General features: G+C 40.0%; 8 protein-coding genes and 1 rRNA gene. 4 read left to right on the top strand and 5 right to left on the bottom strand.

The window, feature by feature from the left end:
• Positions 1-514, bottom strand: a 16S ribosomal RNA gene (locus QQK00_RS20200); the annotation flags it as partial.
• A 478-nt stretch (positions 515-992) separates the two neighbouring features.
• On the opposite strand from QQK00_RS20200, the gene QQK00_RS20195 reads away from it, so the two are divergent.
• Positions 993-3,608, top strand: coding sequence for a trypsin-like peptidase domain-containing protein (locus QQK00_RS20195; RefSeq protein WP_284219506.1), 2,616 nt, complete (start codon positions 993-995; stop codon positions 3,606-3,608).
• Between the two features lie 140 nt (positions 3,609-3,748).
• Here the strand turns inward: QQK00_RS20195 and pssA are convergent, their stop codons facing one another.
• The gene (gene pssA, locus QQK00_RS20190) at positions 3,749-4,549 is read right to left on the bottom strand and encodes a CDP-diacylglycerol--serine O-phosphatidyltransferase (protein ID WP_284219505.1); all 801 of its coding nucleotides are present in this window, start codon (positions 4,547-4,549) and stop codon (positions 3,749-3,751) included.
• Positions 4,550-4,858: 309 nt separating this feature from the next.
• Here pssA and QQK00_RS20185 point away from each other — a divergent pair, with 309 nt between their 5' ends.
• Both QQK00_RS20185 and QQK00_RS20180 read left to right on the top strand, forming a co-directional pair.
• Positions 4,859-5,746: a hypothetical protein gene (locus QQK00_RS20185; protein WP_284219504.1), complete on the top strand. Its 888-nt coding sequence runs from the start codon at positions 4,859-4,861 to the stop codon at positions 5,744-5,746.
• A 132-nt stretch (positions 5,747-5,878) separates the two neighbouring features.
• Complete coding sequence (locus tag QQK00_RS20180) at positions 5,879-8,671, top strand: tetratricopeptide repeat protein (RefSeq protein WP_284219503.1); 2,793 nt, start codon at positions 5,879-5,881, stop codon at positions 8,669-8,671.
• 114 nt (positions 8,672-8,785) lie between these two features.
• Here QQK00_RS20180 and clpB read toward each other — a convergent pair whose 3' ends face one another.
• The 3 genes from clpB to rluD form a co-directional block, all read right to left on the bottom strand.
• Positions 8,786-11,356, bottom strand: coding sequence for an ATP-dependent chaperone ClpB (clpB, locus tag QQK00_RS20175; RefSeq protein WP_284219502.1), 2,571 nt, complete (start codon positions 11,354-11,356; stop codon positions 8,786-8,788).
• Positions 11,357-11,430: 74 nt separating this feature from the next.
• Complete coding sequence (gene pgeF, locus QQK00_RS20170) at positions 11,431-12,174, bottom strand: peptidoglycan editing factor PgeF (RefSeq protein ID WP_284219501.1); 744 nt, start codon at positions 12,172-12,174, stop codon at positions 11,431-11,433.
• Entirely contained in the window at positions 12,171-13,157 is a 987-nt protein-coding gene (gene rluD / locus QQK00_RS20165) for a 23S rRNA pseudouridine(1911/1915/1917) synthase RluD (protein WP_284219500.1), read from the bottom strand. The genes pgeF and rluD overlap by 4 nt, the downstream gene beginning before the upstream one ends.
• A gap of 194 nt (positions 13,158-13,351) precedes the next feature.
• On the opposite strand from rluD, the gene QQK00_RS20160 reads away from it, so the two are divergent.
• Positions 13,352-14,110, top strand: coding sequence for an outer membrane protein assembly factor BamD (locus tag QQK00_RS20160; RefSeq protein ID WP_284219499.1), 759 nt, complete (start codon positions 13,352-13,354; stop codon positions 14,108-14,110).
• Positions 14,111-14,121 lie beyond the last annotated feature (11 nt).

The following is a 14,121-nucleotide window of genomic DNA, read 5'->3' as shown; positions in this document are numbered from 1 at the left end:
GCTGGCACGGAGTTAGCCGGTGCTTCTTCTGTTGTTAACGTCACAAAACATGGGTATTAACCACATCCCTTTCCTCACAACTGAAAGTGCTTTACAACCCGAAGGCCTTCTTCACACACGCGGCATGGCTGCATCAGGGTTTCCCCCATTGTGCAATATTCCCCACTGCTGCCTCCCGTAGGAGTCTGGGCCGTGTCTCAGTCCCAGTGTGGCTGATCTTCCTCTCAGAACAGCTAGAGATCGTCGCCTTGGTGAGCTCTTACCTCACCAACTAGCTAATCTCACTTGGGCCTCTCTTTGCGCAAGAGCCTAAGCCCCCTTTGACCCGTAGGTATTATGCGGTATTAGCAGTCGTTTCCAACTGTTATCCCCCTCGCAAAGGCAAGTTCCCAAGCATTACTCACCCGTCCGCCACTCGTCAGCGAAATGCAAGCATTTCCTGTTACCGTTCGACTTGCATGTGTTAGGCCTGCCGCCAGCGTTCAATCTGAGCCATGATCAAACTCTTCAATTAAAATCGAATTACAAATAAACTTTTTTTGTTAGAACACTCATTACGAGTGCCCACACAGATTGTCTTGCTAAATTGTTAAAGAACGTCGCTTGCGATGTGCCTTGCAGACCTTGTCTCAAGCGGGGTGCGAATAATACGCCTCCCAAAGTTTTTGTCAAGGTTTTTATTAAAAAATCTTCAAACTATTTCTTAATTACTTACCGTATTTAATCACACACTATCTGGCAATAAATACACTGACAAACACACTGTCTGAAGCATTATCCCCTGACAGCGGAGGCGCATTCTACAGACTAACTTGATATGTGCAACAGGTTTTTTAAAAAATTTTGAATGACTTTCTTTTATTGAAAACAACTTTGGTGTTACTGTCCTTTAAAACAGGGACATATAGACCAAACAACAAATGATTTCACGTATAAAATTAAAGGTTTCCTCACTTAGCATTCTGTTTATTATTTGCGCTAAACATTCCAACTTGTACGCTAACAACGATGTTATTAATGCAATAGTTAATATTGAGTTCAACAAAGTAACGCCTTGGGACGATGGTTACAATACCTCAGGCGTCGGCACAGGTTTTGTAATAGATAGTCATAAAGGCTTAATTCTTACCAATAAACATATTCTTAATGTTGGGCCTGTCATCGCTTATGGTGAATTTGCAAACAAACAAAAATTACAGCTAACGCCTATATATAGAGATCCCGTTCACGACTATGGTATTTTTCAATATTCACCCGAAGAATTAAATGCATTAAAAATCAAGCCAATTCCATTAAAACCAGTCGCAAATGTCGGTGATGAAATTAGTTTATATGGGAATGATGGTGGAGAAGCACTATCAATCATACAAGGCGTATTGTCGCGTTTGGATCGCACAGCACCAAATTACAACAGCACAACAACTGACTATAACACCTTTTACATGCAAGCAGCATTAGGTACAAGCGGCGGTTCTTCTGGTTCTCCCATCCTAAATAAAAACGGGCATGCAATTGCAATAAATGCAGGAGCAAGAAATGATACGGCCGCAGCATTTTTCCTTCCGATGGACATGATGCTACCTGTATTAGATAAAATTTTGACTGGAAAGAATGTGCAAAGAGGGACTTTACAAACTGTGTTCGAATATACGCCGTTGAATCAACTGACAGAATTCGGGTGGAATGAAGAAGATATTGAGCAATTGAACAGCGAAAAGCCAGTGTCAAAAGGGGTTCTGCGAATAACCCATATTGTAAAAGGAAGTCCTGCTGACGGAGTATTACAAATAGGTGATATCCTTTATATGGGAGAAAACAATCACCTCCTAGATTTCCTGTCTTTAGAGACATTCCTAAACGAGAAAGTAAATCAAACTGTTGATTTTGTGGTTCTTCGCAAAAAGGAAAAAAAACAATTAACACTTTCAGTATCAAACCTATTCGAGCTTGTACCTGACGAGTTTATCGAAATTGGAAGAGCTATCTTTATACCTATCGGCCTTAGTACCGCCCGTTTGTTCAACGTGCCAGCATCAGGCGTGTTACTAACAGCACCCGGCAGATTATTCGGCGGTCAAGGTATCAACAACTACGCTCGAATAGAAGAAATCAATGGCAAAAATATTGATTCTTTAAACGACTTTAAGCATGCATTCAAAAATATACCAACCAACAGTAAGTTCAGCTTGCGCTATCGGTACGTATACAATCAGAAAGACCAAGAATACAAAAAGGTTAGAAATTTGACCCCGTTCTTTGTGAACCGTCATTGTCAAGATGATTTAGGCGCCCTCCTCTGGCATTGCAAAGACTTAGTCTTATCAAATAAAACCGCGAGCTTAGTTACTTTAGCACATGGAGAAGAAGTTAAATCGCCACTGGTTGAGTTAGAAGTATTTAGGCCGGTTGAAGTAAATATCAACAGAGAAGTCATTCGCAAAGGTAATGGCGTAGTGGTCGATATCAAAAACGGATTGATACTCACAAACAAAGACATAATCGATTCGAGTTTGAGTCAAGTCAATGCACTTTTCGATAACGGGAATTCTACATCAGCGTCTGTAGAAGCAATACACCCATACTTAAATATGGTACTGATTAAGGCCGACCTATCACAAATACAATTTAAAAACGGACTTATTCCACAAGTCACAAAAGAAGTATTAACGTCGAAAGAAAATGTAAATTTACGTGGCAGAACTGCTCACGTGGATTTTGAAACAAACGTGAGTATTGAATGGCCAATTGTTTACTATGGCAAGACAAATTTTGACAGTAGAGATGTGAGTTACATACCTGATGAGTTTTCTGTCTACACTGATGAAAATAATACCTTGCTCGCTGTAGCACCGGGATACGATGAAAATAATGGCGTTTTAGGTATTATCCCATCAGAACTCATTGGCGCATTTATTGATGACTATTTACAATCTAGAAAAAGTATTTTTGAACTCAAAGATAAACTCACCTATTTAAGTTACGCGGGCGCAATTGAACTCGGCTTACCAACAGAGTATCAATTACCAATAGGGCGAAAATTATACGTAGAAAAAGCCGAAGAACTAGAAATGAGTGGTCTTTCTTCAGGCGACATAATTTTAGACACCGCATTATCAGCAAACTCGTTAAACTCTCTCTATCTATTGCTTAATAAAAAAAGAGAGGTGTTTTCAGTACTTCGCAATGGAGAAGTCATCCAAGTCCCAATAAATCTAAGCGACTCACCATATTTGAATATCTCAGACGTGATTGTGTGGGGCGGCGCAGTAATTCATGAAATACAGACGCATATTACGACACCTAGTGGCACGAGAGAAAAGTGCATTAGAGTTGGATTCAGATATTTTGGCGCGCCAATGTACACCGCATTAAACGTAGACCCAGTATGCATTTTATCAATCGATCAACAACCCATAAACAGTATATTAGAAGTCAAAGCGGCGCTAGTCGGTAAGCATTCTGGTGACTATACTTCCGTTGAGGCTATTCGTTTGGACAAAAATTTCCAATACTCAGAATATCAAGTACGAGAAGAAAACTATTATTGGCCATCTTTACACTATATTCGCAATGGCACAGCATGGAAATTTACAAGGATAACTAAGTGAGAGCCTTACTTTATTTGGATACTTGTACTATTTAGATGCTTATATTATTTAGTTAACTGAAGCCGACATATATTTATTAGCAATAACAAAATAAATATATGTCGCAGTATGTGTTACATAAAACCAATGTGTATATCGCCTTAGCTATCCTTATTTTCGCCTTTAGAATCAAACTTTGAAGAACTACTTTCTTCGAAATCTGCATCCTCGTGCGTATCCCCAACAACATCTTCTAGGGTTACCTTATCTACGGTACGAAAAGTATTTATTGGACCAGCAACCGCATACAATATAAACACAGTAACGAGCACTAAAGAAGGCGCCGTAGCGACGATTATGAATACAAGCATGATCACTAAAATAGCAACAAACGGCACTTTGCCATGCCAGTCAACTTCCTTGAACGAGTTATATTTAAAGTTGCTAACCATTAAGAGCCCAGCGAGACCGGTCACGATCGCAACCACATACTCATAATCATGGCCACTAAGTGAATAATCATGACACGCCCACACCATACCTGCTACAACTGCGGCGGCTGCGGGACTAGCTAAACCTTGAAAAAACCGTTTATCCGCGATGCCGACCTGAGTATTAAATCGAGCAAGTCGCAACGCAGCCCCTGCCACATAAACAAAAGCTGCCAGCCAACCAACCTTACCAAGTTCAGTCATGCCAAAATTATAAGCAACGAGTGCAGGTGCAATACCAAAAGATACCATATCAGCCATTGAATCATATTCCGCACCAAACGCAGATTGTGTGTTCGTTATTCTCGCGACCCTGCCGTCCAAGCCATCAAAGACCATCGCGACAAATATAGCTACAGCTGCATGTTCAAACTGTCCATTCATCGACATGACTACTGCATAAAAACCACTAAATAAACCAGCAGTCGTAAGCAAGTTTGGCAACAAATAAATTCCACGTCTTTTAGTCATTATAGATTCCACAGTTATGTTGCGGAAGATAATACAGCATTCTCATGACTGTTTAAATGCAGTGAAAAAATTTGTTTGCCGTAAATATTTACACCTGCTGAGACTAGTGAAATATCGAGAATCGATAACTAGGTATTAAGAACAATGCCTAAGCTCGGATGACTGACTATAAAATAAGCGTCTGTTTTTTTTACAAATACAAAATTCTAAAATAGAAACGTATGAAATATTGTCAACTTATCAAACACTTAAAATACTGGAATGTTTTTTGCTTTGTATCTGCAAGCAGTATGTTTTACAGGAAAAGCAATGAATAAATTAGTCGGTAAATTGGTAGGGATATCTGCATTATTAGTGGCAGTTAATGCGCAAGCCGCATTAAGAGTACTAGATTTTGATTTGGATACTAACGGCAATCCAATTACAGCAGGTCAAATAATTGATGACGAATATGCAAACTGGGGAGTAAGTATCTCTGGTTGTAATATTAATGGTAGCGTCCACGCAAACACTGATCAACGCAATGGAATATGTGCCAATAATAGCGATGATAAGGCTGACCGACAAACTGCTTTTAATACTCAAGATTCAGGTACCGCCGATGAAGATTTGGAGTTCGTCAAAAGTGGTGACGATTATGTTTCAAGACAAGGCACTGACAATAGTAAAAAATACTATGATACCTTGAGTGAAAGAAAAGAGTACTATGAAGATTTATATGCCGCTGGTGATAGCCGCAGAGATACATGGAAAAAACCTGGTAACGTATTAATTATTCACGAAAATGAAACATGCGATGGAACGTCTTGTTCTAACCCTGATGATGAAGGTAGTCGCCCAGCTGGTTTTTTTGTATTCAATTTTACTGCGCCAGTAGATATTCTAAGCCTAGACTTCTTTGACGTTGAAGTGACGGAATCACAACTAGGTGCGCCAGCGACAAAGCTTTTCTTTTTCCTAACAAATAATACAGTAAGAGAAGAAGATGTTCCTGGCATAGGGAATGGTCACTATCAACGTGAGAATTATAGTAATTTATTCGGTGTAACAAAACTGGTAGTAAATATGCCAGGTTCTGGTGCGATTAATAACTTGGTGTTTAGAGATTCGACACCGGACATAAGTACTGTAAATGCGCCCGCAACACTTGGTATTTTACTAGTAGGATTGGTACTGATTTATCGCCGACGCACGTAATTAGACTTCTCATGAATAAACGCTCCATTTATGGGGCGTTTTTTTTGGTCGATACAATAAGTAAGTTACACTAGATCTATATTTATGATAGTTAAGTGTCAGTAATAAATTTAACTGGGTATTGAGGCGAATTTGAGAGTTTTTTTATTTATTATTTCTATATTTTACGTTGTAAGTGTACCCGCTCAAGTTGCAGATACATATGAAAAGGCGTTGCAACGATACAACGAAAACGACATTGAAGAAGCATATATATATTTAAAAAATGCACTTCAACAAAACCCTAACCACCTTCCTTCAAAGTTGTTAATGGGGCGAACGCTATTTTCTAAAGGTTTCGCTAGAGATGCGTTAATTGAATTTGAAGAGTCTATTGCAGCTGGTGCTGATGAAAATATTATTATTTCAGACTTAGCTAGGATTCATTTGTACTTGGGTGACGAAGGTGCCATTTTTGCACTTAGTGACATTGGGTTAAATACACAGAATAAATTTGAAATTTCACTGATAAAAGCGACCACGGCTTTTAATATCAATGATGATGAACTTGCCGAAAAATATTACAAAGAAGCCTTGTCAATACTGCCAGATTCAAAGCGTGCACTTCAATCAATTGCTTATTTCTATTTATTTACGGACCGCGCTGAGCAGGCAAAAATATATATTTCTAGCTTAAGTGAAATTGATAATAATGACCAACGTACCTTGCATCTACAGGGACAGCTTGCTAAACGAAACAACAAAGACGAACTTGCACTAAACTATTTTCAAAAAGCTTACGAACTTGCACCAAATGACCCTTTAATCCAGCGCACCTTAGCAAACGCATATATAAGTGTAAATGACACAGAAAATGCGAAAGAAGTGGTTGAAGTGATCATAAAACAAACCCCAGATGACCCGTTTGCACTATTGCTATTCGGAAAATTGATGGAAACATCTTCAAAGGTAATGGATCAAGAAGTCTTTGTTGAGATAAATCAAAAGCTGTCCTTAATTCCTGATGAAATAAAATCAGAGCGTGCTGAACTAAGTTTTGTCATGGCACTTGCTACCTATATGTCAGGAAATTATGAACAAGCAGTCACTGAACTGGAAAGCTATTTGATAAAAAATCGTAGAGATATCAATGCGATAGGTATATTGGCAGACACCTACATGAAATTAGGGCAAGATTTTAAAGCACTGAATCTACTCGACAAAAATCAGCCCCTTATCAAAGATAATCTACAACTGAACTTACTACTATGCAATCTTTACATCGATTCGCCTAGAAGTTTTAAGTGTGAATTACTCCTTGATGAAATTCAGCAAATATACGGTGAAAAAAATCCGAATTTAGTTTTCTCTAGGATACAAGCACTATTAGAAAGAGGCCAAAACAAAGAAGCGCTAAGCCTATTTGAAACACTCTTCAGTAATCAGATTGATCCGGTGTCCATGTACACAGGTGTAGAGCTGTACCGAGTAAATGGAATGCTTGAAGAGTCAATGAAGAAAGTTGACGCGCTTATACAACTGAATCCCAATGATCATCAAGCGCTGGTTATTAAGGCAGAAATACATATTACGCTAGCAGAATATGAAAATGCACTAACCATCCTAAACGATGTATTGTCAAAAGATGGAAAACATTTTTTGGCTCGAAAAAATAAGGCTATTGCACTATTAAACATAGGTGAATATAACAACGCGGAAGTTATTTTTTCACAGCTAATAAACACCAACGAAAAAGACAGTGGCCTTCATACGCTTCTTGGGCAAAGCCTGTTAGCCCAAGATTTACATGAAAGAGCTTTACGCGCGCTCAACAGAGCAAAATCGCTAGCGCCGAATGATCGATACCCTTCAGAATTACTGGTACAACTCCATAAACGTATGGGACAGGAAGATAAAGCAATAAGAGAGTTAGAGGCATTACTACGAGAGTACTTTTTATACCCGCCGTACATCGAAGAAAAAGCCAAGTTACTTATCAAAATCAATGACTTTAAAAGCGCGTCTGAAGAACTTAAAGTACTATTTGGTTTATGGAATAAAGATGCAGAAAAACTGCTTTCATTAGCACCTTTGCAAGTCAAGGCTCAAGATTTAGATTCAGCAATAAAATCCCTTATCACTGCCGAAAAAATTACGGCATATAAAGTGCCTGTGTACATCGAATTGATAAAGGTGCACTTGCAACGTGATGAAATCAGTAAAGCAAAAGAAATATCTCGAAGGTTAGAAAAACAAATTCCTGACTCCCCGGTTTACATGCTGCTAACGGGTGAAATAGCGAATGCAGAAAATGATAAAAAGGCTGCATTTAAGGCATACGCTAGTGCATTTTCCTTGGATAATTCATATGTATTATCTGCAATCAAGTTATATCAACTAGCCATAAATGGACACCAAGGTGAAGCCGTCGAAAAATTGCTGTCAGACGCTATAGCAGCCGGCTCAACACCACCAGTAATATCAAATCTACTAGCGGATTATTACGTCACTCAAAATAAGGTAGAAGAAGCACTTGCTTTATACAAAAAAATTGACATAGACGGCTACAATAATCAAAGTATCGTTCTCAATAATATTGCCAACCTATACTTAGATAGTCTACGCGATTTTGAGCAAGCAAGATCCTACATAAATAAAGCACTGCGGGTTGCACCACAATCCGCAGAAATTATTGACACTAAAGGTTGGATTTTAGTAAATGAAGGTAAATTTGAGGAAGGGTTAACGTTTTTACGCCAAGCATATACATTGCTTTCTGATGATCCCCAAATACAATATCATTTAGCTTTCACCCTGTATAAGTTAGATCGGATCACAGAATCACAAGAGTTAATAAAATCCATAATGGAAAGCCCACATTTCGACTTTGTTGCTGACAAAGTAATAGAACTCAAAGCGCTAATTTCAACAAAAGAAGCGGCTTGATTTTTAATCCTAGCTAGTACATCTGAAAATTGCGCATACTTCTCGTATGCGTAATCACACAATACTTGTTATAAATGATTCGACCAACGCTATTCACTTTTTAAGCGAATGGATCTATACAATAGTAAGTTGATCATCAACAACATCAATTCGAACCACACTGCCGTTACTCAAGCTACCTGCGAGTAACTTTTCTGCTAAGGGGTTTTCTATTTCAGTTTGAATAACACGTTTGAGTGGCCTAGCCCCAAAAACAGGATCAAACCCAGCTTCCGCTAATTTATCTAGCGCTTTACCAGAAATTTCAAACTTGTAGTCCATTTCATGTAAACGCTGTCTTAAGCCCGCTAATTGTATTTTAGCGATGGCTTTAATCTGCGTCCGTTCTAATGAATGAAAAACGACGATATCGTCAACACGATTTATGAATTCAGGCCTAAAGTGCTCGCCTAAAACCCCCATTACACTACTTTTCATCGCCGCATAATTTTCAGCGCCATTTTGCGATTGAATAATATCAGAGCCCAAATTTGACGTCATGATAATCAAAGTATTCTTAAAATCGACGGTTCGTCCTTGTCCATCAGTTAAACGGCCATCATCGAGTACTTGCAACAAAATATTGAATACATCAGGATGTGCTTTTTCTACTTCATCCAATAAAATAACTGAGTAAGGTTTGCGTCTGACGGCTTCTGTTAGATAACCACCTTCTTCGTATCCTACGTAACCAGGGGGCGCGCCTACTAATCTAGCGACAGAATGCTTTTCCATAAACTCTGACATATCAATTCTTATTAGCGCATTCTCAGTATCAAACATAAAACTCGCTAGCGCTTTACACAACTCTGTTTTTCCGACACCGGTGGGACCTAAAAATAAAAACGACCCCATAGGTTTGTCAGGATCAGCTAGGCCAGCGCGAGACCGACGAATTGCATTAGAAACCGCCTTTACAGCTTCACCTTGACCAACAACTCGTTTAGCTAACACTGATTCCATGTGTATTAATTTTTCTTTTTCACTTTCGAGCATCTTAGTAACAGGAATACCTGTCCAGCGGGAGAGAACATCGGCAATTTCAACTTCAGTGACTTTGTTCTTCAATAGTTTGTTGTCGATAGATTCAAACTCAGATGCCCTTTCTAAACGCTGCTCTAACTCAGGAATCTTGCCATACTGCAATTCAGACATACGATTCAAATCAGACGCACGCCGGGCAATCTCCAAATCCAACTTCGCTTGTTCAAGTTCAGTTTTCACCCCTTGAGTACCCTGCATAGCATCTTTTTCGCGTTTCCAAATAGTATCTAACTCTGAAAATTTTATTTCCGCCTGCTCACGCTCCAGCTCAATAATCTCTAAACGCTTGTGACTCGCCGAATCAGTTTCTTTTGCTAACGCTTGCTCTTCAAGTTTTAACTGAATAATGCGTCGCTCCAGTTTATCCATTTCTTCAGGTTTCGAATCAATTTGCATCCGTATGCTTGAAGCAGCCTCATCCACTAAATCAATCGCCTTGTCAGGGAGTTGTCTGTCACTAATATAGCGATGTGACAAACTAGCAGCGGATACAAGTGCCGGATCGGTTATATCGACCGCATGATGAAGCTCATATCGTTCTTTTAAACCTCGCAGAATGGCGACGGTATCTTCAACACTTGGCTGATCAACGAGTACTTTTTGGAAACGACGCTCCAGTGCCGCATCTTTTTCGATGTATTGTTTATATTCATCTAAAGTGGTCGCCCCTACGCAGTGCAGTTCACCTCTGGCTAAGGCAGGCTTTAACATATTTCCAGCATCAAGCGCGCCGTCACTTTTTCCTGCACCGACCATTGTATGCAATTCGTCAATGAATAATATAACGCGCCCTTCTTCTTTCGAAAGCTCATTGAGCACAGCTTTAAGCCTCTCTTCGAACTCTCCTCGATACTTGGCGCCAGCCAATAGTGACCCCATGTCTAACGAAAGCACTCGCTTGTTTTTTAGACCTTCAGGCACCTCGCCATTAATGATTCTCTGTGCTAAACCTTCCGCAATGGCGGTCTTACCGACCCCAGGCTCTCCAATTAACACCGGGTTATTTTTAGTGCGCCGTTGCAGTACCTGCACGGTTCTGCGTATCTCGTCGTCTCTACCAATGACGGGATCAAGCTTTCCTTGCTCCGCTCTTTCAGTCAGGTCTGTCGTAAATTTTTCTAATGCTTGACGCACATCTTCAGCATTTTGATCAGTAACCTTCTGTCCACCGCGAAGCTTATTGATACTCGATTCAACTTTCTCTTTCGTTAAACCCAGTTGCTTCAAAATCTTGCCTAACGCACCAGAATCTTCTACAGCGGCTAAAACAAACACCTCCGACGTTATAAAATCATCTTTGCGCTGCTGTGCTAGTTTGTCACACAAATTTAGTGCGCGAACAGTATCACGCCCTAACTGAACATCCCCTAAATTGCCTTGTACTTTTGGTAACTTATCAATTGCTTCCGCTAGTGACGAACGAAGTGAGTTCATATTGACTTGAGCGATGTCTAATAATGGCCTAACGGTACCTCCTTGCTGATTTAGCAGCGCCGACATCAAATGAACGGGTTCGATATACTGATGATCACGCCCCAACGCCAGCGATTGAGCATCGGATATAGCCACTTGAAATTTATTGGTAAATTTATCTAAACGCATAGAGGTAACTCCGTCATTTCCATATAAATTAAGTGGGTATCCGAAGATATTATTTCAAGAGAACAACGCTTTATTTAAGTTGTTTTTAGTATGAAGGTTGCATTGCGTCCAGTGTTTTTAAGACCTGAATGAATTGTTCGGCGATGAGAGAAAAAACATTTATCTTCGTAAGTACAGTGTTCTGCAAGCGACACTTTTGTTACACCCAACTTAAATAATTCGTCTCGACAAATCATCTTTAAATCGACGAGCTTTTTATTTTTCGACCTTGCTGGGTATACGTGTTTCGCATGGGCACCAAATAACGCGATTGTATCGTCTCCCACTTCAAAATTCGCACAGCTTATCGCCGGCCCAACCCAAACAGATATTGACGATGCCTTGCTAAAGTTAGCGATGGCGTTGCCCAAAATATTTCCGACCAATCCTCGCCAGCCAGCGTGAATTGCTGCAATTTTATCGCCGTCACTCAACACGATTGGTAAACAATCCGCAGTCATCACAGCCAGCGGCTGCAGTGCTTTTGACGTGTAAACACCATCGACAGCAAGGTTTTGGTTGAGTGCAGAGTTATCTATATCTTGAACAATTGTGGTGTGTTGCTGATTCATGTATACGGCGGGCTTAGCAAGGGGAACTATGCCCTTAATGTAGTCATTCAGAATCTGACGATTTCGACTAACATCACAATTGGTATCCTGTACATGATGCGCTAAATTTAAGCTTTCGTACGCACCTGTACTCACGCCACCATCGACTGTAGTAGAGAAACAAATAACGTTTTCCGCTAAGTTAATTGGCGGTGTAATTACCCTCAATATTCCATCAAATCCTGATTGTCAGCTACGTCTTGACGCATGATCGCTAACATATTGTTAAAGTCGCTAGGTAAAGGCACCTGCCAAGACATTTCCTCATTAGTATTCGGGTGGTTAAGTGTCAGCTGCGCAGCATGAAGTGCCTGTCGTTTAAAATCTCGCAAGGCCTGCGCAAAACTTTCAACCGCCTTTTTGGGTGGCCTAGGTCGCCCACCATATTGATTGTCTCCAACCAGAGGATGCTTGATGTGTGTCATATGCACTCTAATTTGATGCGTTCGTCCACTCTCCAATTTTAACCGAAGGTGTGTATGTGCTCTAAACTTCTCAATTACTCGATAGTGCGTTACTGCAGGTTTACCGGTCTCTCTTACCGCCATCAAGGTCCGTTTTGAGGGATGACGGCCTATTGCCGCGTCAACAGAACCACCTGCAATTAAATTTCCCATGACAATTGCTTCGTATTCACGCCCCATACTTCTGCTTTGCAATTGTTCGACTAAATGTGTTTGAGCCGGCAAGGTTTTCGCGACTACCATAAGGCCTGTTGTATCTTTATCCAAACGATGCACAATTCCTGCCCTAGGTATTTTATCTATATCTGGCACATGAGCTAACAACGCATTCAGCATAGTCCCTGTAGGATTACCTGCGCCTGGATGGACAACGAGGCCTGCAGGTTTATTGATAACTAATATATGCGCATCTTCGAACACAATATCAAGGGCGATTTCTTCTGCTTTACTCGCTGTTTGAGTAAGTTGCGTTGCTTCAATAATAATACATTCTCGCCCTTTCATTTTTGTACGAGGTATATTATTTACTTGCCCGTCTACGGTAACGCAATCACCTTCAATCCACTCTTTAATTTTCGAACGCGAATATTCATGGAACATTTCGGCCAGACACTGGTCTAGTCTCTTATTGAATAAGTGTTCAGGAATCACACCGTCTAAATGTATAACTTTGCTTTTTGTTTGCATAATGCCTACTGGAATATCTTTCTTGCATTAGTATATCAAGTGAACGGCATAATTTGCAGGGTTAACTTCACAGAAACATTTTGGTTATGCGCACGTTTTAATGATCGTGCTACATGATTTTATCGTGTAAACTACGATCTTTTGACCCTTGCGGTATAAGAGAATTTTTTAATAAATTTATGAGCAAATTTTACATGAAATATTGGTTAGTAGCGGCTTCATCACTCGCATTATTAGGTTTGTCAGGTTGTAGTAGTTCAGAAGATGAACAGCGAGAAATAATAGCTAATCAAGGGGCAAATGCGTTATATCAACAAGCTAAAAGAAATATGGACACGGGTAACTTCAGCGGCGCAGCTCAAATTTTAAGCTCCATTGACTCACGCTTTCCTTTTGGTGAGTTATCTCACCAAGTACAGTTAGATCTTATCTATTCATATTACAAATCAGGCGATACCGATCAAACACTTGCCACTATTGATAGATTTGTGAGATTGAATCCCAATCATTCTGACGTTGACTATGCGATGTATATGCGCGGTTTAACAAACATGGAACGAGATTCAAACTTATTCCAAGATCTATTCAACGTTGATCGTGCAGATAGAGACCCTAGTAATTCGCGTGAAGCGTTCGAAGACTTTAGGAAATTGGTGGAAAAACACCCTGACTCTAAATACAGTGGTGATGCTAAAAAACGTATGGTATCCATCAAAAATAGACTCGCGAAGTATGAAATAGCAGTTGCTAGATTTTACATGCGTCGCGAAGCGTGGGTCGCTGCCGCTAATAGAGGAAGATACGTACTCGAATATTATGCTGATACTACACTTACGCAGCCTGCACTTGAAATAATGGTGGAAAGCTATGACCAAATGGGTTTAGAGGAGTTAAGAAATAATGCGCTTAAAACCCTAAAATTAAATTACCCAGATAGTCAGTACATTCGCTAAGAGTCTAAGCA

Origin of the sequence: Agaribacter marinus, from assembly GCF_030160655.1 — a bacterium.
Lineage (GTDB): Bacteria > Pseudomonadota > Gammaproteobacteria > Enterobacterales > Alteromonadaceae > Glaciecola > Glaciecola marina.
This window is presented reverse-complemented; position numbering and strand designations above follow the sequence as displayed.